This window comes from Microbacterium sp. NPDC055988 (genome assembly GCF_042269505.1).
Classification (GTDB): Bacteria; Actinomycetota; Actinomycetes; order Actinomycetales; family Microbacteriaceae; genus Microbacterium.
This window is the reverse complement of the sequence record NZ_JBHJXY010000001.1, coordinates 2,055,881-2,079,314: the sequence shown is the minus strand read 5'-3', so window position 1 is coordinate 2,079,314 and position 23,434 is coordinate 2,055,881. Positions and strand designations below refer to the sequence as shown.

30 protein-coding genes and 3 tRNA genes are annotated in these 23,434 nt (G+C 68.0%); 6 read left to right on the top strand and 27 right to left on the bottom strand.

Annotated features, from left to right (window positions below):
- Positions 1-43: 43 nt before the first annotated feature.
- The 7 genes from glmM to ACFC14_RS09970 form a co-directional block, all read right to left on the bottom strand.
- A complete protein-coding gene (gene glmM / locus ACFC14_RS10000; protein WP_376103653.1) occupies positions 44-1,402 on the bottom strand; it encodes a phosphoglucosamine mutase in 1,359 nt (452 codons plus the stop codon).
- A gap of 14 nt (positions 1,403-1,416) precedes the next feature.
- Entirely contained in the window at positions 1,417-1,902 is a 486-nt protein-coding gene (gene rpsI / locus ACFC14_RS09995; protein WP_017828210.1) for a 30S ribosomal protein S9, read from the bottom strand.
- Between the two features lie 27 nt (positions 1,903-1,929).
- The gene (rplM, locus tag ACFC14_RS09990) at positions 1,930-2,376 is read right to left on the bottom strand and encodes a 50S ribosomal protein L13 (RefSeq protein ID WP_029261158.1); all 447 of its coding nucleotides are present in this window, start codon (positions 2,374-2,376) and stop codon (positions 1,930-1,932) included.
- A gap of 265 nt (positions 2,377-2,641) precedes the next feature.
- The gene (locus ACFC14_RS09985) at positions 2,642-3,310 is read right to left on the bottom strand and encodes an endonuclease/exonuclease/phosphatase family protein (RefSeq protein ID WP_136042854.1); all 669 of its coding nucleotides are present in this window, start codon (positions 3,308-3,310) and stop codon (positions 2,642-2,644) included.
- A gap of 12 nt (positions 3,311-3,322) precedes the next feature.
- Positions 3,323-4,207, bottom strand: coding sequence for a tRNA pseudouridine(38-40) synthase TruA (gene truA, locus ACFC14_RS09980; protein ID WP_376103649.1), 885 nt, complete (start codon positions 4,205-4,207; stop codon positions 3,323-3,325).
- 42 nt (positions 4,208-4,249) lie between these two features.
- On the bottom strand, positions 4,250-5,791 hold the full coding sequence (locus ACFC14_RS09975; RefSeq protein WP_376103646.1) for an APC family permease: 1,542 nt from the start codon (positions 5,789-5,791) through the stop codon (positions 4,250-4,252).
- A 98-nt stretch (positions 5,792-5,889) separates the two neighbouring features.
- Positions 5,890-6,255, bottom strand: a complete 366-nt coding sequence (locus ACFC14_RS09970) for a winged helix-turn-helix transcriptional regulator (protein ID WP_376103643.1) — start codon at positions 6,253-6,255, stop codon at positions 5,890-5,892.
- Positions 6,256-6,348: 93 nt separating this feature from the next.
- On the opposite strand from ACFC14_RS09970, the gene ACFC14_RS09965 reads away from it, so the two are divergent.
- Positions 6,349-7,194, top strand: a complete 846-nt coding sequence (locus tag ACFC14_RS09965) for an SDR family oxidoreductase (protein WP_376103640.1) — start codon at positions 6,349-6,351, stop codon at positions 7,192-7,194.
- A 53-nt stretch (positions 7,195-7,247) separates the two neighbouring features.
- Here ACFC14_RS09965 and ACFC14_RS09960 read toward each other — a convergent pair whose 3' ends face one another.
- The 9 genes from ACFC14_RS09960 to ACFC14_RS09920 form a co-directional block, all read right to left on the bottom strand.
- A complete protein-coding gene (locus ACFC14_RS09960) occupies positions 7,248-7,622 on the bottom strand; it encodes a hypothetical protein (RefSeq protein WP_376103637.1) in 375 nt (124 codons plus the stop codon).
- Complete coding sequence (locus ACFC14_RS09955) at positions 7,604-8,224, bottom strand: hypothetical protein (RefSeq protein WP_376103635.1); 621 nt, start codon at positions 8,222-8,224, stop codon at positions 7,604-7,606. Before ACFC14_RS09955 ends, ACFC14_RS09960 begins: the two co-directional genes overlap by 19 nt.
- Complete coding sequence (locus ACFC14_RS09950; RefSeq protein ID WP_376103632.1) at positions 8,221-8,787, bottom strand: RNA polymerase sigma factor; 567 nt, start codon at positions 8,785-8,787, stop codon at positions 8,221-8,223. Before ACFC14_RS09950 ends, ACFC14_RS09955 begins: the two co-directional genes overlap by 4 nt.
- A gap of 126 nt (positions 8,788-8,913) precedes the next feature.
- Complete coding sequence (locus ACFC14_RS09945; RefSeq protein ID WP_136042862.1) at positions 8,914-9,087, bottom strand: CsbD family protein; 174 nt, start codon at positions 9,085-9,087, stop codon at positions 8,914-8,916.
- Between the two features lie 90 nt (positions 9,088-9,177).
- Complete coding sequence (locus ACFC14_RS09940) at positions 9,178-9,795, bottom strand: hypothetical protein (protein WP_376103629.1); 618 nt, start codon at positions 9,793-9,795, stop codon at positions 9,178-9,180.
- Positions 9,792-10,358, bottom strand: coding sequence for a hypothetical protein (locus ACFC14_RS09935; protein ID WP_376103626.1), 567 nt, complete (start codon positions 10,356-10,358; stop codon positions 9,792-9,794). Before ACFC14_RS09935 ends, ACFC14_RS09940 begins: the two co-directional genes overlap by 4 nt.
- The gene (locus tag ACFC14_RS09930; protein WP_376103623.1) at positions 10,355-10,660 is read right to left on the bottom strand and encodes a hypothetical protein; all 306 of its coding nucleotides are present in this window, start codon (positions 10,658-10,660) and stop codon (positions 10,355-10,357) included. The genes ACFC14_RS09935 and ACFC14_RS09930 overlap by 4 nt, the downstream gene beginning before the upstream one ends.
- Before the next feature lie 38 nt (positions 10,661-10,698).
- Entirely contained in the window at positions 10,699-10,890 is a 192-nt protein-coding gene (locus ACFC14_RS09925; protein WP_376103621.1) for a DUF2273 domain-containing protein, read from the bottom strand.
- Complete coding sequence (locus ACFC14_RS09920) at positions 10,887-11,330, bottom strand: Asp23/Gls24 family envelope stress response protein (protein ID WP_240745128.1); 444 nt, start codon at positions 11,328-11,330, stop codon at positions 10,887-10,889. The genes ACFC14_RS09925 and ACFC14_RS09920 overlap by 4 nt, the downstream gene beginning before the upstream one ends.
- A gap of 176 nt (positions 11,331-11,506) precedes the next feature.
- Here ACFC14_RS09920 and ACFC14_RS09915 point away from each other — a divergent pair, with 176 nt between their 5' ends.
- From ACFC14_RS09915 to ACFC14_RS09900, 4 genes are all read left to right on the top strand, one after another.
- Positions 11,507-12,118 carry a TetR/AcrR family transcriptional regulator gene (locus ACFC14_RS09915; RefSeq protein WP_376103618.1) on the top strand — a complete coding sequence of 204 codons (612 nt, stop codon included), beginning with the start codon at positions 11,507-11,509 and terminating at the stop codon, positions 12,116-12,118.
- Positions 12,119-13,789: an MDR family MFS transporter gene (locus ACFC14_RS09910; protein WP_376103616.1), complete on the top strand. Its 1,671-nt coding sequence runs from the start codon at positions 12,119-12,121 to the stop codon at positions 13,787-13,789.
- A gap of 110 nt (positions 13,790-13,899) precedes the next feature.
- A complete protein-coding gene (locus ACFC14_RS09905) occupies positions 13,900-14,211 on the top strand; it encodes a hypothetical protein (protein WP_240745129.1) in 312 nt (103 codons plus the stop codon).
- A gap of 87 nt (positions 14,212-14,298) precedes the next feature.
- Entirely contained in the window at positions 14,299-15,129 is an 831-nt protein-coding gene (locus tag ACFC14_RS09900; RefSeq protein ID WP_376103613.1) for a CPBP family intramembrane glutamic endopeptidase, read from the top strand.
- Between the two features lie 70 nt (positions 15,130-15,199).
- On the opposite strand, the gene ACFC14_RS09895 is transcribed toward ACFC14_RS09900, so the two are convergent.
- The 8 genes from ACFC14_RS09895 to ACFC14_RS09860 all read right to left on the bottom strand — a co-directional run bounded on the left by ACFC14_RS09895 (position 15,200) and on the right by ACFC14_RS09860 (position 20,988).
- Positions 15,200-15,273: transfer RNA gene (locus ACFC14_RS09895), tRNA-Met, on the bottom strand.
- Positions 15,274-15,307: 34 nt separating this feature from the next.
- Positions 15,308-15,379, bottom strand: a tRNA-Thr gene (locus tag ACFC14_RS09890).
- A 69-nt stretch (positions 15,380-15,448) separates the two neighbouring features.
- Entirely contained in the window at positions 15,449-16,612 is a 1,164-nt protein-coding gene (locus tag ACFC14_RS09885; protein WP_376103610.1) for a peptidoglycan DD-metalloendopeptidase family protein, read from the bottom strand.
- 225 nt (positions 16,613-16,837) lie between these two features.
- A complete protein-coding gene (locus ACFC14_RS09880) occupies positions 16,838-17,632 on the bottom strand; it encodes an inositol monophosphatase family protein (RefSeq protein ID WP_376103607.1) in 795 nt (264 codons plus the stop codon).
- On the bottom strand, positions 17,629-18,624 hold the full coding sequence (locus ACFC14_RS09875) for a hypothetical protein (RefSeq protein WP_376103604.1): 996 nt from the start codon (positions 18,622-18,624) through the stop codon (positions 17,629-17,631). The genes ACFC14_RS09880 and ACFC14_RS09875 overlap by 4 nt, the downstream gene beginning before the upstream one ends.
- 117 nt (positions 18,625-18,741) lie before the next feature.
- Positions 18,742-19,542, bottom strand: coding sequence for an enoyl-CoA hydratase/isomerase family protein (locus tag ACFC14_RS09870; RefSeq protein WP_376103601.1), 801 nt, complete (start codon positions 19,540-19,542; stop codon positions 18,742-18,744).
- Between the two features lie 45 nt (positions 19,543-19,587).
- On the bottom strand, positions 19,588-20,079 hold the full coding sequence (locus tag ACFC14_RS09865) for an FBP domain-containing protein (RefSeq protein WP_376103598.1): 492 nt from the start codon (positions 20,077-20,079) through the stop codon (positions 19,588-19,590).
- 9 nt (positions 20,080-20,088) lie between these two features.
- Positions 20,089-20,988, bottom strand: coding sequence for a bile acid:sodium symporter family protein (locus ACFC14_RS09860; protein ID WP_376103595.1), 900 nt, complete (start codon positions 20,986-20,988; stop codon positions 20,089-20,091).
- A gap of 137 nt (positions 20,989-21,125) precedes the next feature.
- Between ACFC14_RS09860 and ACFC14_RS09855 the strand changes: the two genes are divergently transcribed.
- Positions 21,126-21,647 (top strand): DUF2087 domain-containing protein, encoded by a 522-nt coding sequence (locus ACFC14_RS09855; protein ID WP_376103592.1) that lies wholly within the window; start codon positions 21,126-21,128, stop codon positions 21,645-21,647.
- Here the strand turns inward: ACFC14_RS09855 and ACFC14_RS09850 are convergent.
- From ACFC14_RS09850 to ACFC14_RS09840, 3 genes are all read right to left on the bottom strand, one after another.
- Entirely contained in the window at positions 21,627-22,100 is a 474-nt protein-coding gene (locus tag ACFC14_RS09850) for a heme-binding protein (RefSeq protein WP_376103589.1), read from the bottom strand. The two genes, ACFC14_RS09855 and ACFC14_RS09850, sit on opposite strands and share 21 nt — an antisense overlap.
- Positions 22,101-22,284: 184 nt before the next feature.
- Positions 22,285-22,369 (bottom strand) — tRNA-Tyr (locus tag ACFC14_RS09845).
- Positions 22,370-22,455: 86 nt separating this feature from the next.
- The gene (locus ACFC14_RS09840; protein WP_376103586.1) at positions 22,456-23,382 is read right to left on the bottom strand and encodes a PfkB family carbohydrate kinase; all 927 of its coding nucleotides are present in this window, start codon (positions 23,380-23,382) and stop codon (positions 22,456-22,458) included.
- Positions 23,383-23,434: the final 52 nt, after the last annotated feature.

The window sequence follows — 23,434 nt, the reverse complement described above, 5'->3', positions numbered from 1 at the left end:
ACCGCTGAGATCAGCGACCGGCCGGTTCGAGGTTCTGCGAGCGTCAGAGCGCGAGGCGGTCCTGGACGACCTCTGCCAGACGACCGGCGTAGGCGTGCACCGACTCCGCATCCGCGGCTTCGACCATGACGCGAACCAGCGGCTCGGTGCCGGACTTGCGCAGCAGCACACGACCGGACTCCCCCAGCTCGCTCTCGATGTCGCGCACCGCCTGCTGGACGACCTCGTCGTCGGCGACCCGATCCTTGTCGACGTCGCGCACGTTGATGAGCACCTGCGGGTACACCGTCATGATCGACGCGAGCTCGGCGATCGACTTCTTCTGTCGGGCCATCTCGGCCACCAGGTGAAGGCCCGTGAGGATGCCGTCACCGGTGGTGGCGAACTCGCTCATGATGACGTGGCCGGACTGCTCGCCGCCGAGCGCGTATCCGCCCTCGTTCATGTCTTCGAGCACGTAACGGTCGCCGACGGCGGTCTGACGCACCGTGATGCCATGCTCGCGCATCGCGACGTGCAGGCCGAGGTTGCTCATGACGGTCGCGACGAGCGTGTCGTCGGTGAGGCTTCCGCGCTCCTTCATCGACACCGCGAGGATCGCCATGATCTGGTCGCCGTCGATGTGGTTGCCCTCGGCGTCGACGGCCAGGCAGCGGTCGGCGTCGCCGTCGTGGGCGATGCCGATGTCGGCGCCCAGACGCACGACGGCCTCGGCGAGGTTGTCGAGGTGGGTCGAGCCGACGCCGTCGTTGATGTTCCAGCCGTCGGGGTCGGCCCCGATGACGGTCACCTCGGCGCCCGCATCGCGGAACGTCTCGGGCGAGACGCCGGACGCCGCACCGTGGGCGCAGTCGAGCACGACGTGGATGCCCTCGAGACGGTTCGGCAGCGAGCCGAGGAGGTGCACGACGTAGCGGTCCTCCGCGTCGGAGAAGCGGTCGACACGACCGACGCCGGCGCCGGTCGGGCGCAGCATCTCGCCGTGCATGGCCTCTTCGATGCGCTGCTCGACCTCATCGGGGAGCTTGCGGCCCCCACGGGCGAAGATCTTGATGCCGTTGTCGGGAGCGGCGTTGTGCGACGCCGAGATCATCACACCGAAATCGGCGTCACGGTCGGCGACGAGGAACGCCAGCGCCGGGGTCGGGATGACACCGGCCTCGAGCACGTCGACCCCCGAAGAGGCGAGACCGGCCGAGACGGCCGACGTCAGGAAGTGTCCGGAGACCCGAGGGTCCCGGGCGACCACTGCGGTGAGTCGCTTGCCTTCGGCCTTGCGAGCCTCCGCAGTACGGCCCTGGCCCAGGACGACAGCAGTCGCCTGGGCCAGGGTGAGCGCCAGGTCGGCGGTGAGGATGCCATTGGCGAGTCCTCGCACGCCGTCCGTGCCAAAGATCGGCATCGGAGCAGTGGACCTTAACGCTTCGAGTACTGAGGCGCCTTACGGGCCTTCTTGAGTCCGGCCTTCTTGCGCTCCTTGACGCGAGCGTCGCGCGAGAGGAAGCCGGCCTTCTTCAGGGTCGGACGGTTGTTCTCCTCGTCGATGCCGTTCAGCGAACGAGCGATGCCGAGGCGGAGCGCACCGGCCTGACCCGAAGGGCCACCACCGGAGATGCGCGCGATGACGTCGTACGCACCCGCGAGGTTCAGCACCGTGAACGGGTCGTTGATCAGCTGCTGGTGCAGCTTGTTCGGGAAGTAGTCCTCGATCGTGCGGCCGTTGACCGTGATCGTGCCCGAGCCGGGGACGATGCGCACGCGGGCGATGGCCTGCTTGCGACGGCCGACAGCGGCACCCGGGACGCTGAGGACGGGGCGGGGAGCCGCCTCGACCACGTCGGTCTCGGGAGTCGACGTCGAGAAGTTCTGGGGGGTTTCGGTGGTGTCCTGGATGTCAGCCACGAGTATGTCCTTAAGTCTTTACGGCGCTTACTGGGCGACCTGGTCGAGGGTGTACGTCTGCGGCTGCTGCGCGGCGTGCGGGTGCTCGGCACCGACGTACACCTTGAGCTTGGTCAGCTGCTGGCGGCCGAGGCTGTTCTTGGGGAGCATGCCACGGATGGCCTTCTCCACAGCGCGGACCGGGTTCTTCTCGAGGAGCTCGGCGTAGGTGACCGACTTCAGGCCGCCCGGGTAACCGGAGTGGCGGTAGGCCAGCTTCTTCTGGAGCTTCTGACCGGTGAGCGCGACCTTGTCGGCGTTCACGATGATGACGAAGTCACCCGAGTCGATGTGGTTGGCGAAGGTCGGCTTGTGCTTGCCACGCAGGAGCGTAGCGGCGTGCGAAGCCAGACGGCCGAGAACGACGTCGGTGGCGTCGATGACGACCCAATCGCGCTGGACTTCGCCAGCCTTGGGGGTGTAAGTGCGCGTCACGATAGTGCTGCTTTCTTGTGTCGAACGGAGAAGTTCGTGAATCCCACTCCGGGGTGGTTCTTCCCGACAGGGAGGAACACGCCAGTGGAGGGCTCACGTTCGGACGTGCCCCTCTCTCGCAAAAGGGAAAGGCACCAAAGGGAAATCATACGCCACCGGGCGCGGATGCCCAAACCCACCCCCTCGGCTCGCTCCGGTCGCAGTTTCTGCCGCTATCGGCGGCTGAGAGCGGCAGCAAGTGCGACCGGAGCGGAAGAGCGCCGAGTCAGTCGGGCTTGACCGTGACCAGGATCGGGCGGTGGTCGCTCGACCCCTGCGGCAGAGTCGTGATGCGCTCGATCTCGAAACCGGCCGAGGTCGCGAAGTCGTAGTGCCCGCGGAACACGCGGTAGCGGGTGTACGTGTGGTCGTCGCTGAGCGAGAGGGCGTAACCGTGGTCGCGCACCGCCTGACCGAGGTTCTCCTTGAAGATCGGGTAGTTGTAGTCGCCGACCATGAGCTGCGGCAGTCCCTCGCCGAGAGTCGCGAGCTCGCTGAGCGCTGCGCGGATCTGGTGCCGGCGCAGCGAGTTCAGCGCCGTCAGCGGGGCCGCATGGAAGGAGGCCACGATGAAATCCTGCGCATCGTCGATGTCACGCAGCCGCGCCCCCAGCACACGCTCGTGAGCGGGCTTCGCGATGCGGTCGTGCAGGGACTTCTTCAGCCCGAGGGTGCGGATCGACTGCAGGTGGTAGGTGCTCGATCGGTAGAACAGCGCGAGTCCGAGTCGGTTGCCCTGCGTCGCATCCGCCAGCACGAGGTCGCCGATCTCTGCGGGCAGCTCCGGAACGTCGCACTCCTGCAGACACAGGATGTCGGGGTCGTGCTCGCCGACGAGGGCCGCGAGTTCTCCGGCCGCGCGATGCTTCTGGAGGTTATAGGAGATGACCTTCATGACCGTTCCACGCTACTCGCCCAGGCTGTGGTCGGGCTCCGGATCGCGAAGACGGCTCACACCGTCACGACGCGCCCTCGTCTGCTCCGCTCGTGCCGACAGCAGTTCGTCGGCCGGGTATCCGACCTCTGTGAGGATCAGTCCTCGGGCCGCCAGCACCTTGAACTCGCTGGTGCGCGTCAGGGCGTCGCGCAGCACCACGAGGTCCTCGACGTCGAGGCGCCCCTCCCCCACGGCCGCGCACGCGCCGACGAGTGCCCGCACCATGCTGTGGCAGAACGCGTCGGCCTTGACCTCGGCGACGAGAACCCCTTCGGCGTCGCGCTCCCAGCGATAGTCGAGCAGGGTGCGGATGGTCGTCGCCTCGTCGCGGGGCTTGCAGTACGCCGCGAAGTCGTGCAGTCCGATGAGGCTGCGCGCCGCGGCATCCATCGCCTGCTCGTCGAGACGCCCGCGGATGTTCGTCGTATCGTGTCGGCGCAGTGGATCGAATCCGGCTTGCGCGTCGGCGAGACGGTAGCGGTAGCGCCGCCACACCGCCGAGAACCGGGCGTCGAAGCCCTCGGGAGCGATCGACGTCTTCGTGACCGTGACGTCGGAGTAGGCGCCCAGCACCCCGCGCATGCGCCCGGCGATGGTCTCCGCCGGAGCCATCGGCGCCCGTCCCTGCCTGGCCTCGATGCGCGACCACTGCTTCTCGTCGAGATCGACGTGCGCGACCTGACCGCTGGCGTGCACTCCCGCGTCGGTGCGGCCCGCGACGACGAACTGCACGTCGGACCCGACGATCCGCGCGAGCGCCGCCTCGAGAGTGCCCTGCACCGTGCGAAGCGTCGGCTGCTTCGCCCACCCGCGGAAGTGGGTGCCGTCGTAGGCGATATCGAGCCGGATGCGCACGGAGCAAGCCTAGGACAACCCCGTCCGGCGCCTGGTCGACCCTCAGATGCCGCCGTCGATCGAGCGGATCGTGACGGACGGCTCATCCGGCACCATCACCTGCGTCTCGCGGTTCAGGCTCTCGCCACGGAAGAACCGCTTCGACCGCGGGAACAGGTACCAGACGAACATCAGCACCAGACCGAACGCGAGCGAGCCGATGCCGATCACGAAGGTGCCGCCGATGCCGAGCAGTTCCGTGTAACCGTAGTCGATCGCCCACATGTCGATCGCGGACTGCACGAACGCCCAGGTGAGCATCAGCCCGCCCAGCAGCGGGAAGAGCCCCTTGAAGAAGAAGTCCCGCGGCGACGACGTCAGATCCTTGCGGAAGTACCAGACGCACGCGAAACCCGTGATGGCGTAGTAGAACGCGATCGCGAGCCCGAGCGAGAGGATCGAGTCCTGCAGGATGTTGTCGCTGATCAGCGTCATGCCGATGTAGTAGGCCGAGGCGACGACGCCCATCACGATCGTCGAGAACGACGGCGTCTTGTAGGTGGGGTGCACCTCCTTGAACTTCGCCGGCAGCGCGCGGTAGACGCCCATCGCCAGCGTGCCGCGGGCGGTCGGCAGGATCGTGGTCTGCGTCGACGAGATCGCCGAGATGATCACCGAGACCACCAGCACCCAGCCGAACGGGCCGAGCAGCCCGTCTTTGATCGCGAGGAAGAAGTCGTCGGCGTTCGCCTCGTTGCCCAGGCCCGTGCCGCTCTCCCCCAGCCCCGCGTACATCATGGCCGCGATGGTGACAGCGACATACGTGACCAGCAGGATGACGGTGGTCAGCAGCGCGGCGCGGCCGGGGATGCGCTTCGGGTCCTTGGTCTCCTCGTTCAGGGCGAGGCACGTGTCCCAGCCCCAGTAGATGAAGAGCGCGAGGAGGATGGCCTCGGTGAAGCCCGACCAGTCGGTGAACGCGAACGGGTTCATCCACTCCCACGAGAACGGCGTGGGATTCGGGGCGGTGCCGGCGAAGAACTGCCACAGCGCGGTCACCACGAAGATCGCGAGCGCGAGGTACTGGATGCCGAGGAGGATGTTCTGGATGCGCTCACCGATCTCGACACCGCGCCAGCTGACCCAGGTCATCGCCGCGATGAAGAGCACGGCGACGACGACCACACGCCAGTCGTTGTTCTCGAGGTCCTGTCCGATCAGCGACCAGAAGTAGACCGAGGCGATCTGCGCGAGGTTGGCGAGCACGACCATGCCGGCGACCGCGACGCCCCAGCCGCCCATCCAGCCCACCCACGGGCCGAAGGCCTTGGTCCCCCAGGTGAACGTCGTGCCGCAATCGGGCACCGCGTTGTTGAGCTCGCGATACGCGAAGGCGATCAAGAGCATCGGGACGAAGGCGATGATGAAGGCGATCGGCGCCTGCGCACCGACGGCGAGCACCACGAAGCCGAGCGTCGCGACGAGCGAGTAGACCGGAGCCGTCGAAGCCAGACCGATGACGGTCGACCCCCAGAGTCCCAGCGTCCCCGCAGCCAGACCCTTGCCATCGGGTCGTTCCAGATGAATCGGCGTCGTTGCTGCCATGTCAGAACAGTAGAGCCACCGCGGTTATCGCGTCAACGGTTTCTTTCATCAACCGAATCCGCAGCCAAGCGCCCGCGCTCGCGACGGAATCCGCAGGTTCAGGCCCTCCCGAGCATCCCGTCGGCATGGTCGGCGACCCATTCCATCAGCGGCAGCATCCGCTCCATCAGATCGCGGCCGAGTGGAGTCAGGCTGTACTCGACGTGCGGGGGCACGGTCGGGAGCGACTCGCGATGCACGAGCCCGTCGTCGGCGAGGGTGCGCAGTGTCGAGGCGAGCATCTTCTCGCTGATGCCGTCGACCTCGCGTCGCAGCTCCCCCCAGCGGAGCGTGCCGTCGGAGAGGCACGAGAGCACGAGCACCCCCCACTTGCTCATGATGTGGTCGAGTACGACCCGCGTGCCGCAATTCTGATCGAAGACGAACGCCGTGGATTCCTTTATCTGCGCGAAACTAACCGTCATGTGGGTACCTTACTTCAAAGTGGGTACCGTCAGGGTCGAATGCGCAATGCCCGTCGCGAGGTTGTCGAGGGTGTCACTTACGAAAGGACCCTCATGACCATCCTCGTCACCGGCGCGACCGGCAATCTCGGACGCCTCATCATCGCCAGCCTGCTCGAGCACGGAGCCGACCCGCAGTCGATCGTCGCCGGAGCCCGCGACACCGCCAAGGCCGCCGACCTCGGAGTACGCGTCGTGCGCCTGGACTACACCGACCCCGCCTCGGTGGCCGCGGCCGTCGAGGGTGTGGAAACCGTCGTGCTCGTGTCGGGGTCGGAGGTCGGGCAGCGCGTGGCCCAGCACCAGGCTGTCATCGACGCCGCGAAGGCCGCCGGGGTCTCCAAGTTCGTCTACACCAGCGCGCCGAAGGCGACCACCAGCGACCTGGTCCTGGCGCCCGAGCACAAGGCGACGGAAGAGCTGATCGCCGCCGCGGGACTCCCTGCCGTGATCCTCCGCAACAACTGGTACACCGAGAACTACGCCGCCGACCTCGCTCGCGCCGCCGAGACCGGCGTGCTCACCGCCGGCACCGGTGACGGGCGGGTCGCCTCGGCCAGCCGCAAGGACTTCGCAGAGGCGGCGGCGGTTGTCGCACTCGAAGACGGACACGTCGGCGAGGTCTACGAGCTCGGCGGCGACGTCGCCTGGACCTACAGCGATCTGGCCTCGGCCTTCGCCGAGGTCGCGGGCCGCGAGGTCGTATTCGTCCCCGTCTCGTTCGACGATCAGCTCGCGGCCCTCCGTGAAGCCGGTCTCGATGAGGGAACCGCCGGATTCGTCGCCGCTCTCGATGCCGGGATCCGCGGTGGCGCCCTGGCCGACTCCGACGGAACGCTCTCGCGCCTGATCGGACGCCCCACCACCCCCCTCGTCGAGGGCCTGCGCACGCTCGCTTGATCGCAACGGGTTCCGCGGGATGCCGCTCTCCTCCGCGGGCGGCATCCCGCGCCTCAGCCCGCGTGCGCCGTCTCGGCGGACTGCACGTGCACGACCGTCAGGGTGATGCTGTCCCGCCGGATGCCCCGCGCATCGAGCACGGCATCGATCGCGGCGTGCGCCGCGCGAAGGGCATCCGCCGATCTCGCGTCGGCGTCCACCCCGATCGACACCTCCACCGCGATGCCGTCGCCCACGGGAGCGACCGACACGAGCGGCTCGTCCTCCGGTCGTCCGCCGAGCGCCGCAGCGCCCGCCCGCAGCAGGTTCGAGATGAGCGAGCCCGAGCGGTACACGCTGCGGACACCAGGAGTCGCCCGCACCGCCGCCTCGATCGCGGCGGAGAGAGTGGCACGCCCATCAGCCGCCGTCAGCTCTCCTGCGTCCATGAAGACACCTCCCTGATGTCCCGGATCGCGATGTCGATCGCGACGACGTTCAACTCCGTGTGCGCGCGAAGGGCCCGATCGACCTCGACCCGGAGCCGATCCGCGATCACCGGGATCGGCTGTCCGTGCAGCGCGCTGGCGTCGATCTCCACACGGATCGGAGCATCCGCGACGGTCACGTCGCCGATGAGGCGGCAGCGCCCGATGAGCAGTCCCTGCACAGTGCTCTCGGCCGCGCGGATGAGTCCACGCACCGCGCCCTCGGTGATCCCGAGATCCGTCGACGGATCCTGGGAATCGAACGGGATGCGTCTGCCCGAGCGCGCGTCCATGGCGATGCCGCTGAGGATGCGGTCGACCCAGCTCGCATCGACCTCCGGTTCCGCTGCGGTCTCGGCGGCCATCAACTCCGCACCGAGACCGTGCAGGCGTTCGAGCGCGTCCAGCGCCAGCTGGCATCCGGGCGACTCGTCGATCGAGCGGTCGGAGGGCTGTCGTCCCGCTTCGAGGTAGTCGGTGAGCTCGTCGAGCGTGTGCCCGTCGAGATCGCTCGGTTCCAGACCGAGACGGCGGACTTCGGGGATGTCTCTCTCGTCGGTCATCGCCACTCCTCCATCCGTACGATCATGTATTTCCGAGCCCGCGCGAGCAGTCCGCGCGCGGTCGAGACCGGAATGTCGAGCTGTTCCGCGATCTCCTCGTAGGAGTAGCCGCCGATCTCGCGCAGGACCCAGCATTCGCGCTGAGCGTCGGGCAGCTCCCGGAGCGCCGCACCGACCGCGGCGACTCCGGCGCGCACCTCGACCACCGTCGACGGCGAGGCGTCCAGCGGCGCGGGGCGGTCGATGGAGTCGATGTCCACCACGGGTCGCGTCGCGCGGATGCGATCCACCGCCTTGCGGCTCACGATCCGCATGAGCCAGCTCTTCACCTTCGACGGGTCGTCGAGCTCGCCGAACCGCTGCCATGTGGTGACGAAGGACTCCTGCACGATGTCGTCGACATCGGCCGAGGCTTTCAGCATCCGCTGCGTGTACGCGCGCATCATCGGCGTGTATCTCCGCACGAGCACGGCGAACGCTTCGACATCGCCGTCCATCGCGCGCCCGGCGACGATGCCGTCGTCAGCATGCTCGAGCGCTCTGCGAAAGCGTTCCTCTTCCATCTGTTCCCCACCCCTCGATCCGATCCCCCCAGGGGATTCGGAACGGACACCTCACCGGATCGGATCCTCGCCGACCGACCTGGGAGTGATCGGGGAGAGACCCGTTCGGGTCCCTCCCCGCACCCGCTACTTCTTGAACGCATCCTTGACGTTCTCGGCCGTGTCGCGGATCTCGCCCTTGGCCTGCTCGGTCTTGCCCTCGGCGACGAGCTTGTCGTCGCCGGTGACCTTGCCGACGGCCTCCTTCGCCTTTCCGGCGACCTTCTCCGCAGCGGCCTTGATCTTGTCTTCAGCGCCCATGGCGTCTCCTTTCCTCAGCGCACCCGGATGTCGGGTCCGTATCCGCACGCGCGTGGTCCGCGCGTGGCTCTGTATCGCCGCCACAACCGGCTACTGCACCCTGGTCGGCGAGCGGAATCCTTCGCGCAAGCGTCGATCCGAGAGGTGCAGCAGGATCGGGATGCGGGAACCCAGCAGGTCGTCCCAATCCCCGATCGCCGCCTCGGCCGCCGCGACGACGGTGGCCAATGGGGCCCCCGGACGCACGGTGACCGCCAGTTCGACCGCGCGCGTCGAGCCGACACGGTAGGTGCCGGTGCGTGCCGAGAGCACGTCGGGTCGCCGGATCAGCGGCTCGGTGAGGACGGCGTCGACCACGTTGCGATCGACCGTCGTCCGCCCGGTGGCGGTGACGACGTCGAGCACGGTCTTCGAGCGCCCCCGTCGGCGGGAGCTCAGGAACACGACCAGCAGCACCGTCAGCACCACCGCGGCCGCCACGGCGAGCAGCACCGGCATCGACACCGGGCCGATGCCCATTGCCTGCCACGTCCACCCTTCGGCTGATTCCCACGCGGCGGCGACCTCGGTCGCCGGCCGCCGCAGCCACGCGGGCGGCTCCCCCGCGGCGAGCACCCCGGCAGCGAGGGCGACGGCTCCCGCGACCAGCAGTACCGCGCCCGCGAGGAAGAGCACGCTGCGATTCACGAATCGGTTCGTCGCGTTCATGCGACCACTCCGTGCGCTTCGATGACAACGCGCGGGGTGGCCGAGAAGCCGATCCCCGCGAGAATGTCGTTCGCCGCATCCTCGGCGTCGACCACCCGGACGAACACGCCGCTGGTGGGAGTGATGCGGACCTCGACCGTGCGCCGGCCCACGAACACGGCCACGCGACACCGGTCGACCCCGGCACGACGGGCGACCGCCGCGGCGATCGAGTCGGCGATCACGCCGTCGTCCACGAGCAGCGCGGTGCGCTCGGTGATGCGCGCGCGCCGCGCCCGCCGTCCGGGTAGCAGCGCGAGAGCAAGGAGCACGACGGCGAGGACTGTGAGCACCCCGCCGATGCCGAACAGCACCGCGGGCTGCTGCACCCCGACGGAGATCCCCTCGAGCCGGCGCGCGGCCGCGTCACGGAAGCCACGGTCGACGAGCCACCACACGGCGCCCACGAGCAGCGCGATCAGGAGCAGTGCGCCGGTGGACGCGACCACCATCGCCGCAGCCGTGCGAGACGTGTACGTCTCGCGACGCAGGACGCGGCGATACGTCGCCTGTTCGTTCGTCATCGCACTCTCCTCTCCGCACTCCGGCGCACGCCCGAGTACCGGACGTCCACGGTCCCGACCTCGCGGCCGGCCAGTTCTCGCATGCCGTCGATCAGACCGTTGCGAAGGTCCTCCCCGCCGTCGACCAGGTTCCTTCCGCTCGTCGATGCCGTGGCCACAGGCACGGTGACCGCGATCCGCAGTGCACCGTGCTCATCCGACAACTGCACCCCGACGTCTCGGACGGAGACCCGGGCGACATCGTGCGCGATGCCGACAGCGAGCCGCTGCAACGCGCGGGCGGTGAAGGTCGTCGTCCCCACGACGACTCCCTCCTCCGTCCGCGATGAGCGGTCGACGGTCATGAGGAGGAGCGCCGGCCTCGGAAGACCTCGGCGAGCGCCCGCAGGTCGAGCCGACCGTCGATGATGCGGCCGGCGACCGCGCCCACCAGCATCGCCAGGGCCACGAGCACGAAGGCCCAGAAGCCCAGGGCCAGCCAGGTCAACGCGAGAGCGGCCGCAGCCGCCGCTCCGATCACCGACGCGGTCACTGGACTCGCGTCTCCTGCGTGCCGTCGCCCTCGTCATCGGAGGGGATGTGCACGTCGTTGACGGTCACGTTGACCTCGGCGACGTCCATGCCGACCAGTTCCACCATGGCGCGGTGGATGGCGGCGCGGACCTCATCCGCGACCTTCTGCAGGGAGACCGGATACTCGGCGACGATCGTCACGTCGACCGCGACCTGCGTCTCGCCCACCTCGACGCTGATCCCCTGCGAGAGGTCGGTCGTGTTGAGCGCATCGCGGATCGCCCCCACCATGCGCGCGGCTCCCCCGCCGAGCGCGTAGACGCCGCTGACCTCGCGAGCAGCGATGCCGGCGATCTTCGCCACCACCGCATCCTCGATCGTGGTCTTCCCCGCAGCAGCCCCCAGCTGCGGTGCGACGATCTGGGTCTTGGGCTGAGTGCTGCCGGTCACGTTCGCCATCTCGAGCTCCTTCATCCGTGTGTCCGTTCCCCCTGCGGAGTGCGGGTCGCCGTACAGCGACACCACTAGGACGGATGCCGGGCGGAGAACGTCACAGATTCGTCGGAACGTTTTCCGGTCGCCCAGACCGAGCGCTCACAGTGCACTCCAAGGAACAGAGTGCAATATTGCACTCCATGAGCGACAGTGCAGATTCATTGCGAGAGCAGCGTAAACGCGAGACGTCCCGCGCACTCACCGACGCCGCACGCCGACTGACGACGGAGCAGGGTTTCGCGGGTTTCACCATCGAGGAGCTGTGCGCCGAGGTGGGCGTGTCCCGACGCACCTTCTTCAACTACTTCGAGAGCAAGGAGAACGCGGTCTTCGGGTTCACGACCATCGACTCGCGTCAGGAGGCCCTCGAAGAGGAGTTCGCCTCTCAGCACGGCGACCTGCTCGACGACTTCATCCAGCTGACCATCCGCCGCTTCGAGCTCTTCAACCCGGTCGAGGATGCTCCGGCGATGTTCGCCGTGATCGAGCAGGAGCCGCGTCTGCTCAAGGCCGCGTTCGAGCAGCTCGCGAAGAACGAGCGCCGCGACATGGGGCTGATCGTGCGCCGCACCGGAGACGACGCCGATGCCGAACTCCGCGCCGAGGTGATCGTGCACACCGTCGGCGCGCTCGTCCGGATGAGCATGGATCAGCTCCTGCACCACCAGTCCACCGAGCCGTTCAGCGACCTCATCGCGCGACGCCTCGACCTCGCCCGCGCGCTCTACGCACCGTCACAGAAAGACCACTGAATGTCCGCCACCGCCACGAAGGATGCGCCCTTCCTGCTCACGAAGCGCCGCATCTGGATCATCTTCAGCGCCCTCATCGCGGGCATGCTGCTCTCCAGCCTCGATCAGACCATCGTCTCCACCGCCATGCCGACCATCGTCGGGCAGCTCGGCGGCGTCGACCACCAGGTCTGGATCACCACCGCGTACCTGCTCGCCACGACCATCGTGATGCCGATCTACGGCAAGTTCGGCGATGTCCTCGGTCGACGCAACCTGTTCCTGGTCGCCATAGCCCTGTTCACGCTGGCCTCGGTCGGCTGCGCGTTCGCCACCGACTTCTGGATGTTCGTCGTCTTCCGCGCCCTGCAGGGCCTCGGCGGTGGTGGTCTGATGATCTTGTCGCAGGCGATCATCGCCGACATCGTGCCGGCCAACGAGCGCGGCAAGTACATGGGCCCGCTCGGCGCCGTGTTCGGCCTGTCCGCTGTCGCCGGTCCGCTGCTCGGCGGCTACTTCGTCGACCACCTGACCTGGCAGTGGGCGTTCTACATCAACATCCCCGTCGGCATCGCCGCGTTCATCATCGCGCTGGTCGCGCTGAAGCTGCCGAGCAAGAAGGCCGAGAAGCCGATCGACATCTTCGGTGTGATCTTCCTCTCGATCGCGACGACCTGCCTGATCTTCTTCACCGACTTCGGCGGCGACAAGGAGTTCGGCTGGGATTCGCTGGCCACCTGGGCCTGGGGCGCCGGCCTGATCGTCGCAGCCACGGCCTTCGTGATCACCGAATCGCGGGTCAAGGACCCGATCATCCCGCTCAGTCTCTTCCGCAACCCGATCTTCGTGAACGCGACCGCGATCGGGCTGGTGCTCGGAATCGGGATGTTCGCGGCGATCGGCTTCGTACCCACGTTCCTGCAGATGTCGTCCGGCACGTCGGCGGCGGAATCCGGTCTGCTGATGATCCCGATGATGGTGGGCCTCATGGGCACGTCGATCTTCTCGGGCATCGCGATCTCGAAGACGGGCAAGTACAAGATCTATCCGATCCTCGGCACGATCATCACCGGGATCGCGATGGTCTCCATGACCACCCTGTCGGCCTCAACACCGATCTGGCTGATCTGCACGTTCCTGTTCGTGTTCGGCGCCGGGCTCGGCCTCATCATGCAGGTCGTCGTCCTGGTCGTGCAGAACGCGGTTCCCGCGGGCGAGCTCGGCACGGCCACCAGCACGAACAACTACTTCCGCGAGGTGGGGGCGTCGCTGGGCACCGCCGTGTTCGGCACGATCTTCACCACGCGCCTGACCGAGAACCTCACCGGGGTCTTCGCCGGGGCCGGAGCCTCGCCGGATGCCGCATCGCAGGCCGCGTCCACGATCGACCCGGCCACGTTGAGCACCCTTCCCGACGAGGTGCGCGACAGCATCGTCACCGCCTACGCCGATGCTCTGGCGCCGGTGTTCTGGTACCTCGTGCCCTTCATCGTGCTCGCGCTCGTGCTGTCGCTGTTCCTGAAGCAGATCCCCCTGTCGGATCAGGCCGGACTCGTCGCCCGCGGCGAGGCGATCAGCGGCGAGGAGGCGGAACGGCTGGAAGCCGAGCAGCGCGGCATCGCCCGTCCGGACGATCTCGCTGCGATGAAGGCTGGACCGGCCGACACGGCTCCCACCCCGACCGTCCGCTGACGTCGCCGGCGCCCTCACCCTTCCGATGAAGGGTGAGGGCGCTGTGGTGTCAAGCCCCTCCCCTTCTGCCACGCCATCGGTCATCCTTCACCGTGGGGACAGGTAGGAGAATGATGGAGCACGACCCGGACCGCAGGTTCGCCCTGGTGCACGTCAGCGACACCGATTGGGCGATCCACGATCTGCACTACCCGGAGGGCGACCACCGCCGGGTGGTCTGCACGATCTTCGAGGACGCACCGACGGAGTTCGAAGTCCTCTGGCGACGCGACCTCCCTCTCGCACTGCGGTACTGCTCCGCCGAGGAGGTCCTCGACGCCGTGCGCCGGTTCCAGGACGCCTCACGGGCGACCCGCCCCATCCCCATCCCGCACCTGCCTCCGACGCGCAACCGGGGAGCGGGCCGAAGCGCTCCTCGCTGACGCACCGAGTCACCCTGCTGGACGCGATGGACCGGTGTGCGCAAAACTGACGAGAACACGCTGGCCCTCCCCACCGCTTGGAGTCCCATGTCCTCTCCCGCACCCACCCCCACGTTCTGGAAGAACTTCTGGGAGAAGGGCGGCTGGTGGCGAGCGCTCCTCCTCACAGCCGTGTACTTCGTCGTCTTCCAGCTGCTCTCGCTGGCGTTCACCCCGCTCGCCCTGAACATCCAGGAGCCGAGCAGCGCGGCGGGCATCGCCGTGTTCTATGTGCTCCCCGAACTCGTCGGTGCCGTCGTCCTCACCGCGTTCACCCTCTCGGTCGGGTGGTGGGCTGAGCTCTTCGGCCAGCAGCCGATCCGCGGCAGGGGCTGGATGTGGATCGCCATCGTGGTGGTGCTGCTGTTCAACATCCTCCGCTTCGCGACGATCGACTATGGTCGCGTCGGTTTCGACGTCGTCGCGACGTGGCTCCTGGCGGGCCTCCTGATCGGCTTCACCGAAGAGGTGCTCACGCGCGGGCTGGTGGTGAACCTGCTTCGGAAGGCCGGCTACCGCGAGGTCGTGGTGGCCGTGATCTCAGCCGCGCTGTTCGCGGGACTGCACGCGGGCAACCTGCTCAGCGGGCAGAACCTCTTCGCGACCGGATTCCAGCTCATCTACACCTTCGCCTTCGGCATCCTGATGTACCTCGCCCTCCGCGTCACCGGGACGATCATCGCGCCGATCCTGCTGCACGCGAGCACCGACCCGAGCATCTTCCTGCAGACCGCGTACCCCGCGGAAGGCGCGCTCACCGGCGTCGCCGGGTTCGGCAACATCGCCGTGATCGTCGCCGGCTTCGTGCTGATCTTCTTCATCCGCGGACGGGTGGGTGACGCACAGCCGGAATTCGCCGTGCCGAGCACGTCTGCGTAACCGCCGCGCCGAACGCGTCGACGGTCTGCAGAAACGACAAAACCCCCGGGAAACCGGGGGTTTTCGTCTGTAGCAGGAGCGGGGCTTGAACCCGCGACCTCACGATTATGAGTCGTGCGCTCTAACCAGCTGAGCTACCCTGCCGCGAGGCATCCGTCCGCGTGAGAAGAATGCTGCGAGCCCCGAGTCAGGATTGAACTGACGACCCCTTCCTTACCATGGAAGTGCTCTGCCACTGAGCTATCGGGGCGTGCTGCCCCTCGCGGGGCAACCGTACGAGAATACCATCACTGTGGCGTCCTCATGAAATCCGGGCCGGTCAGTACGACGTCCGCCCGGCGTTCTCGTTGAGCCAGGGCATCGGATCGATGGTCGACCCGTTGACGATGAGATCGAAGTGCATGTGTGCGCCGTAGGAACGACCCGTGTTTCCGGTCTTGCCGACGACCGTGCCGACCTTGACGGTCTCGCCGGCCTTGACCTGCAGCGAGCCGTACTGCATGTGCGAGTAGTGGCTCGTGATGACCGACCCGTCGATGACGTGGTCGATGTAGACGGTCACGCCGTAGGCGCCGCCCTGCTCGGTCGCGATGCGGACGGTGCCGTCGGCGATCGACTGGACCGGGGCGCCGTCGCCGGGAACGAAGTCGATGCCCTCGTGCAGGCGGCCGCTGCGCATGCCGTACCCGTAACTCATGCCGACACCGACCAGGAAGGGCCACTGGATGGCCGCGTCGGGGTCGTTCGTGTAGATCTCGCCCGAGTAGTTGATGCCCTGCTCGGCAGCGACCTGGACCAGCGAGATGGTGCTGAAGTCGTCGGACCGTGCGAGCGACTCGTTCTCGACGCCCGAGGGTGCGACGAAGGCCTGGATCTCGTCACCGGCCGCCCCCTTCGCATCGGAAGCGGCAGCAGAGACCAGCGAGGTGGCCGCGACCGAGGTTCCCTGAACCGCGGCGACCGCCTCGGCGGGAAGAGTCATGGAGACGGCGAGGAGTCCTGCGAGGCTCATCACACCGACGCTCGCGCCGACGGCCACGACCTTGCGGAAGTTGCGCGGGCGACGGGAGGCGACATGCGCGGACGCCTCGGGCCGCTCGGAATCGGCAGCCGACTGGCGCGCGGTGAACGCGGAGGCGGAAGAGTCGACCGTTGGGATCGACCCCGTGCGGAAGGCTCGTGATGCGCGCTCGAAGGCGTCGACGTCATCTTCGAGGGGCAAGCTACTCGCCGGCTCCGGCGTCGAATCGGCCGGGGCGGCGTCGATCTCATCGGCGACGACGATCTCGATGACCTGCTCCGCCGTGTCGACGGCCGACGGCGTGGCAGGCACATCGGCGATGATCGGCTCGGGAGTCGCGGCGATGAAGGGCTCGACGGGAGATTCAACTACGACGTCGTCGGTGGCCGGTCTCTGGCGTGCGGCGCGACGGGAAAGCGGTGCGACGACAGCGAGGGCGACGGCGGCGGCTTCTGCGGCCACGCTGGGCGCCGTCGTTCCCGCCGCGGAGGCTTCGGGCGCCTCAGTGCGGAGTCGGCTGGACCGGCGCGTGGGCGCAGAGGCAGCCTGGGGATTCTCGAAGGGCAAAGCGTTTCTCTCGGTCGTGCGTCAAGCTCGGGAGGGCAAACTCACACTTTCGCCTTCGGGTGGCGAAAGTAACGATCGGGTAAACCCTACCCTGATCAGCCTGGGAATGCCATGAATCGATCAGTGTTTCGGGGCGAGGATCTCGAGCAGTCGCGCGTGCACATCGCGGCCTCCCGCGACGAGCATCGGGCGCGGTGATCCGACGTCGATTCTGGAGACGCGGCCTCCCGCCTCCGTGATCAGGAGCGCCCCGGCAGCATGGTCCCAGGGACGGAGCCCGCGCTCGAAGTACCCGTCGAGTCTCCCGGCCGCGACGTAGGCGAGGTCGAGCGCCGCGGCCCCCATGCGTCGGAGATCGCGTGCCATCGGCATGACCCGCGCCACCGTGGCGAGGTCGCCGTCATGGGTGGCGGGGTCGTAGCCGAAACCGGTGCCGAGGAGCGCACCCGCGGGAGTCTCTTCGGTCACCGCGAGGCGACTTCCCTTCAACCATGCCCCGTGACCGCGAGCCGCCGTGAAGGTCTCGCCGAGAGCGGGCGCGTCGACGGCTGCTGCGAGCGCCACCCACGTCTCCGGATCGGGTTCGCCCTGCACGGCCGCGATGCTGACGTTGTACGCCGGGATGCCGTAGGCGTAGTTCACCGTGCCGTCGATCGGATCGACGACCCACGTGATCCCGCTCGCGCCTTGCTCGGCCCCCGACTCCTCGCCGAGGAAGCCGTCTTCGGGACGGGCGGCGCGCAGGCGCTCTCGGATGAGGGCCTCGACCTCGCGATCGGCATCGGTCACGATGTCGGCGAGCGTCGTCTTGGTCGCTGCGAGACGCACGCCCTCGGACCGACGGGTGCGGGCGAGCGCTCCGGCCTCCCGGGCGATCTCGGTCGCGAGCTCGCTGAGCTCTATCTCGAGCGTCACGGCGCGGGCTGCTGCGGTACGGGGGGCGGCGGGGGGAACGCCGGCGGTTCGCCCTGCTGCGGGGTCGGTGGCTGACCTCCGGCAGGAGCGGGAGGAACGAGGTGGCCACCCGGAGCCGCGGACGGTGCGGGCTGGGGCGGTGCGGGCTGGGGCGGTGCGGGCTGGGGCGGTGCGGGCTGGGGCGCAACCGGGAAGCTCGTGGTGGGCGCTGCAAGCTGCGGCTGCTGCGGCGTCGGGTAGCCGGTGTAGTAGGCGTTCCAGTCGGGCGAGGAGTCGGGAAGCGCCGGCAGCGGGGTGATCCCATCGGCATAGGTCGGCCACGACGGGGCCGCGGCCAGCGCCGGAACCGCCGAGGCCTTCTTCTTCGGCGCGAACAGCGCATTGAGCAGCGGGATGAGCGTGGTTCCGACAGCGACGAGGATCGTCAGCGCGACGACGATCCTCCAGTACAGCTCGCCGTAGTGGAAGGTGTTGGGGAAGGCGAGGAAGAACACGAGCATGCCGACGAGTCCGACCAGGAACGTGACCGTGAGGATGTAGATCACCCGCGTGAATGTCGTGACGTGCCGCTGAGCGGCCGGAGTGAACAGACGCACATGCAGGAGGGCGAGCTGAAGGATGCCGATCACGAGCAGCAGCTGGAAGAAGCGCTCCGCCCCGAAGAACACGCCTTCTTCGGGGAGCCAGATCTTGACGGCACCCACCAGCAGCGCCACGATCCAGCTCACCATGCTGGCCAGTTGCAGCCAGTCGGGGCGATTCGGTGCGAGGCCCGCTTCGAGGATCGCGATCCCTGCGAAAGCCGCCAGGAGCAGGATCGTCAGGAACGCCCTTCCGATCAGACCGTCCTGGTCTCCCACGAGCACCCAGATGACGCACACGAGCGCTGCGGCGATCAGGGCCCCGATGGCGATCCAGAGTGAACCTCGGATCAGCAGCGACATATTCTTCTTCTCACCCTGCGGCTGCGTGGTGATGTCCGGCTGGGACATGGCGATCCTCTCGTCGAGCGGCGATGCCTTCATCCTGCCACGCGCATCGCCAGAGCCGACGGCCGAGCGCCGCACTGAGGACAAGTCTTCGCAGAACGCCGATGCGGGGAGGAGAGGTCAGCCCGACTTCTTCGCGGATGCGGCGGCGAAGGCCGCAACCCTGGCCTGCGCATCCGGAGTCTCCAGGGCTGCGCCGATCGACCGCGCCTCTTCGGTCAGCTGCTCGACGAAAGAGCGTTCGGGCTGCGAGCGCACGAGCCGCTTCGCCTGTCCGTACGCGTCGGCTGCTCCGGCGAGCCAGAAGCGTGCGATCTCCTCACCGCGGGCCCGCACGGCATCCGCCTCGGCAGACCCGTCCGCGCCCGTCACGGCCTCGGCGACGAGCCCCCACTCCACCGCCTCCGACGCCGACAGCAGCCGATCCTGGAGCACGAGCTGCAACGCGCGCCGCTGGCCCACGGCTCGGGCGAGCTGCGCCGAGACCGAGAGGTCGGGAGTCAGGCCGATGTTCGCGTACAGGCTGCCCAGCTTGGAGCGCGACCCGACGACCGCGTAGTCGCTGCAGAGCAGGATGCCCAGGCCTCCGCCGGCCGTAGTGCCGTGCGCGGCCGCGACCACGGGCACCGCGGACTCGGTGAGCGAACGGATACCGGCGTTGATCACTTCGGCGAGCGCGGTGATCTCCGCTCCGGACGCCCCCATCGTGGTGGCCATGTCGATGACGTCGCCGCCCGCGCAGAAGGCGGGGCCTGCCGCATCGATGAGGATCGCCTTCACATCGGGCCGCGATGTCACCTCGGCGGTCGCATCCTTCCACGCGTGCGCGAGGTCGGCGTTGAACGCGTTGAGGCGAGCAGGGCGGTTCAGCGTGAGCCGAGCCATACCCTCTTCGACGGCGAACAGGATGGCATCACTCATGGCTTCTCCTTCGAGCACAGGACGTGCGGTCCAGCGTAACCGCGATCAGCTCTGCTCCCAGACCCGCGAGACGAAGCTCTCCATCCGACGCCGTGTGCCGTCGAGTCGGAAGTCGACCTGCCCGGGAGTCCTGATCTCGTTGGGCGCGAGCGGGTGCGCCAGACGCACGTTGTCGTGGCAGGAGAGGTCGGCGCACATGTACGTGCCGAACGAGTCCCCCCGCCGTCCCGCCTCGCCGGCGCGCCGTGCGGAGAGGAGCGCGATCTGGTTGCCCGGCTGCATGGTGTGGCAGATGTTGCACATGCCGGAGCGTCCGCGCCCCGGCTCGGTGGCGCGCAGCACGATGCCGACGACCCCGTCGCCATGCGGGATCAGCACGTAGCCGCGGCGAGTGGCGCTCGGATCCTGCCAGGCGAAGAAGTCGAGGTAGTCCCAGTCGACGAGCACGAAGTCGTGCGGCATCTCCATGGTCCGCAGCTCATCGGCATCCGCATTGACGAACGATGACCTGACGTCGGCCTCTGTGAGCGGTCGCATCGCTCCAGTCTATGAACGCGCGACGCCCGAGGGCGCAGTCACGTCTTCTGCGCCTGCGTCCGACCGGTCCCGGATGAGGAAGCCGAAACCGAACGCGATGAAGAACATGAGCACTCCGTAGACGGCTGCGGGGAGGCTCAGCTCCACGGAGCCGAGCACGGACTGAGCGATCACGATCGCGAGCGTCGCGTTGTGGATGCCGATCTCGAACGACGTGGCGATCGCCTGTCTCTTCCCCACCCGCAGCATCCGAGGGACCAGGAACCCGATGGTGAGGCTGATCAGACAGAACAGCACGGTGATGAGGGCGAGCTGCGTGAAGTTGGCCACGAGCAGCGTCCAGTTCGAGGCCACAGCGCCGGCGATCACGACGATCAGGATGATGACCGAGGCGATGCGCACCGGCTTGTCCATGCCCGTGGCGAACTTCGGCCAGAAGCGCCGCACGAGCATGCCCAGTGCCACCGGCAGCAGCACGATCGCGAAGACCTCGAGCGCCTTCGACCACTGCAGTCCGAGTCGGTCGTCGAACGGCTGGAAGTAGGCGATGGCGAAGTTGGTGATGATCGGCAGCGTGATCACCGCGATGACCGAGTTGACCGCGGTGAGCGAGATGTTCAGCGCGATGTCCCCGCGGAACAGGTGGCTGTAGAGATTGGCGGTGGTTCCGCCGGGAGATGCGGCCAGCATCATCATGCCGACCGCCAGGATCGGCGGGAGCTGGAACGCCAGCACGAGTCCGAAGCAGATCGCCGGCAGCAGGACGAGTTGGCAGAGCAGCGCGACGATCACCGCCTTCGGCTGCTTCAGGACCCTCGCGAAGTCGGCGAGGGTGAGGCTGAGGCCGAGGCCGAGCATGATGATGCCCAGAGCGACGGGCAGTCCGATGGTGGTCAACGCTGATCCCATGGGACTCAGTGTGGCGGATGGAGGGCCTCGGTGTCACCTGCATATCGCGTCGAGATGACCACACGAAGTAGCCTGCAGGAGGTTCCCCTCACTCGAGGCGGGAGCACGAGGCGGCGCTGCGGAAGAAAGATGGTGCGATGGACTCGAACGGCTGGCGACCGCTGATCGCGATTCTCGCGAACCCGGAGACGCGCCGGGTCGCCGCCGAAGTGATGCTGGGCAGCAGCCTCGAGACGGCCACGGCCGGCCTCTCGCCCTCTCGACGTCGACGCGTGACCGAGGCGGTCGTGCAGAGCGGGCTGGTCGACGCGGAGATCCAGGCGCTCGCGCCCGACGTGTTCCGAGAGATTCTGGCGTCGGCCACCGTTCCCCGGCGCGAAGGAATCGAACGGTTCACGGACGGGAAGCGAATCCGCCAGTACCCGGCGAACCTGCAAGAGCGCGGCGAGCTCCTCGCCTGGGTCGCCCGCGAGGTCTTCTCCGCCGATGAGGTCCTGACGGAACGGGAAGTGAATGCGCGGCTCCTCCCCTACTCCGAAGACGTGGCGGTGCTGCGCCGATACCTCGTGGACTACCAGCTCGTGGAACGCCGCGCGGACGGCACCGAGTACGCGCTCACGGGCAGCGCCCCGGTGGTGCTAGCCGACGAGCAGATCTAGCCGCCGGATGCTGTCGACGACGTTGTCGTGATCCTCTGTCGAGGGCAGCCCCGACATCGTCGCGACCGCGACGACGCCCACTCCCTCCACGCGGATGGGCACAGCACCGCCCGCGACGGCGTACGCAGCGGGATCGAGCCAACCCGGTTCGTGCATGTCGCGCCCGCCGTTCTCGATGCGCGCTTCCAGCAGCGCGGTGCTCGTTTCGAAGCGGAGGGCTGTCGCGGCCTTCTTCTCCACCCAGGAATCGTTGTCGCCGGTCGCGCCCGGAAGCGACGCATGGAACAGGATCCCTGACGAGGTGCGAACGTCGACGGCGACCGGGTGGCCTGCTTCGAGTGCTCGTTCTGCGATGGAACGCCCGAGCTCCCATGCGTCCTTGCGGTCGAACCGCCGCAGCACGAGTTCGAGGTGCTCCTTCTCCAGTTCGGCGAGCCTTTCTGCATCGGTCATCGGCGCTGCCTCTCGTAGACGGTTCGGTTCAGACTGTAGCGGGCCTCGGCGACCTGTGTACGACATGAGCGATCGCGATCCGAGTGCCCTTCGGGGAGCCTGCCCGGTGCGCGCCGGCAAGGAGCCGTAGCACGCCGAAAGGCCGCCGACTCGAGTCGGCGGCCTTTCGGACCATCACGGTGATTGGTGGCGAGTGAGGGATTCGAACCCCCGAATGCAGAGCAGTCTGATTTACAGTCAGATCCCTTTGGCCGCTTGGGTAACTCGCCAGAGCGCACCCGTCCGACTTGAACAGCCAACCGGGGGCACGAAAGACAAGCATACCTGCCCGGGGCGGGTGCAAGAAATCGAACCGTCAGCTGCCGCGGACCCCGCGCTGGGCATCCGCCGACGACTCCGGAGTGCGCAGCAGACCGCCCTCCGCACGGCACGTCGCGGCCGCGATGTCCATGGCCCGGAGGAGGAGCACGCGCCATTCATCCCGCGCGGTCGGTGAGTCGGACACCAACCCGGCGGCGACGGCTGCGAGCGTCGCGTCGCCCGCCCCGACCGTATCGATCACGTCACCGGCCAGCGGGGTGATCGGTGCGGAGACGATGCCCGCGTCCGTGTCGAGCGTGGCCCCGGCAGCACCCGCTGTAGCCAGCACCGCGGCGGCGCCGATCTCGCGAAGGCGCCCGCGCAGCGCGTCGAGGTCGCCATCGTAGAGAACCGCTGCATCGTCGGCGCCGACCTTGACGATAGCCGCCGATGCCGCGATCCGCTCGAAACCGCGGACGAATTCGACGCGATCACGGAGCATCCCGAGGCGTGGATTGGGATCCACGGCGACACGTGCATCGGCGAGAGCATCTACGAGAGCATCCACCTCGGCCGCCGCGTCGAAGGGGAAGCAGCTGATCGCGACGAGCCCGGCATCCGCGATCGCCGCTCGAGCTTCGTCCGAATACCGGATGCTGCGCTGCCGGGCCGCCTCGTTGAAGACGTACTCCGGTTCTCCGTTCGCCGCGCGCCGCACGATCGCCCGCGACGAGCCGAGCGGCGCATCGCTCGCGATCACACGCACCGCGTGATCGGACAGATACTCGCGAATGTGGCCGCCGGCCTCATCCTCGCCCACCATGGCGATCAGCGTGGTGTCGATCCCCAGCCGACGCAGGCCCACGGCGACGTTCAGCGCTGCTCCGCCGACGAGCTCGCGCACACCGGCATGGTCGTGGATCTCGTCGATCAGAGCGTCGCCGATCACGACCACGGACCGGGAGGATGTCTCGTTGCTCACCCGCCGACACTACCGCGCCCACTTCCCCGCCGGCCCCGCACCTCGCACGCGC

Excerpts from the sequence above, each read along its gene's own strand:
- glmM (WP_376103653.1), bottom strand. The coding sequence starts at position 1,402 with ATGCCGATCTTTGGCACGGACGGCGTGCGAGGACTCGCCAATGGCATC.
- ACFC14_RS09985 (WP_136042854.1), bottom strand. The coding sequence starts at position 3,310 with ATGAAGGTCATCTCCTATAACCTCCAGAAGCATCGCGCGGCCGGAGAA.
- ACFC14_RS09975 (WP_376103646.1), bottom strand. The coding sequence starts at position 5,791 with ATGGCAGCAACGACGCCGATTCATCTGGAACGACCCGATGGCAAGGGT.
- ACFC14_RS09970 (WP_376103643.1), bottom strand. The coding sequence starts at position 6,255 with ATGACGGTTAGTTTCGCGCAGATAAAGGAATCCACGGCGTTCGTCTTC.
- ACFC14_RS09965 (WP_376103640.1), top strand. The coding sequence starts at position 6,349 with ATGACCATCCTCGTCACCGGCGCGACCGGCAATCTCGGACGCCTCATC.
- ACFC14_RS09960 (WP_376103637.1), bottom strand. The coding sequence starts at position 7,622 with ATGGACGCAGGAGAGCTGACGGCGGCTGATGGGCGTGCCACTCTCTCC.
- ACFC14_RS09955 (WP_376103635.1), bottom strand. The coding sequence starts at position 8,224 with ATGACCGACGAGAGAGACATCCCCGAAGTCCGCCGTCTCGGTCTGGAA.
- ACFC14_RS09950 (WP_376103632.1), bottom strand. The coding sequence starts at position 8,787 with ATGGAAGAGGAACGCTTTCGCAGAGCGCTCGAGCATGCTGACGACGGC.
- ACFC14_RS09945 (WP_136042862.1), bottom strand. The coding sequence starts at position 9,087 with ATGGGCGCTGAAGACAAGATCAAGGCCGCTGCGGAGAAGGTCGCCGGA.
- ACFC14_RS09940 (WP_376103629.1), bottom strand. The coding sequence starts at position 9,795 with ATGAACGCGACGAACCGATTCGTGAATCGCAGCGTGCTCTTCCTCGCG.
- ACFC14_RS09935 (WP_376103626.1), bottom strand. The coding sequence starts at position 10,358 with ATGACGAACGAACAGGCGACGTATCGCCGCGTCCTGCGTCGCGAGACG.
- ACFC14_RS09920 (WP_240745128.1), bottom strand. The coding sequence starts at position 11,330 with ATGGCGAACGTGACCGGCAGCACTCAGCCCAAGACCCAGATCGTCGCA.
- ACFC14_RS09915 (WP_376103618.1), top strand. The coding sequence starts at position 11,507 with ATGAGCGACAGTGCAGATTCATTGCGAGAGCAGCGTAAACGCGAGACG.
- ACFC14_RS09910 (WP_376103616.1), top strand. The coding sequence starts at position 12,119 with ATGTCCGCCACCGCCACGAAGGATGCGCCCTTCCTGCTCACGAAGCGC.
- ACFC14_RS09905 (WP_240745129.1), top strand. The coding sequence starts at position 13,900 with ATGATGGAGCACGACCCGGACCGCAGGTTCGCCCTGGTGCACGTCAGC.
- ACFC14_RS09900 (WP_376103613.1), top strand. The coding sequence starts at position 14,299 with ATGTCCTCTCCCGCACCCACCCCCACGTTCTGGAAGAACTTCTGGGAG.
- ACFC14_RS09875 (WP_376103604.1), bottom strand. The coding sequence starts at position 18,624 with ATGTCCCAGCCGGACATCACCACGCAGCCGCAGGGTGAGAAGAAGAAT.
- ACFC14_RS09870 (WP_376103601.1), bottom strand. The coding sequence starts at position 19,542 with ATGAGTGATGCCATCCTGTTCGCCGTCGAAGAGGGTATGGCTCGGCTC.
- ACFC14_RS09865 (WP_376103598.1), bottom strand. The coding sequence starts at position 20,079 with ATGCGACCGCTCACAGAGGCCGACGTCAGGTCATCGTTCGTCAATGCG.
- ACFC14_RS09860 (WP_376103595.1), bottom strand. The coding sequence starts at position 20,988 with ATGGGATCAGCGTTGACCACCATCGGACTGCCCGTCGCTCTGGGCATC.
- ACFC14_RS09855 (WP_376103592.1), top strand. The coding sequence starts at position 21,126 with ATGGACTCGAACGGCTGGCGACCGCTGATCGCGATTCTCGCGAACCCG.
- ACFC14_RS09850 (WP_376103589.1), bottom strand. The coding sequence starts at position 22,100 with ATGACCGATGCAGAAAGGCTCGCCGAACTGGAGAAGGAGCACCTCGAA.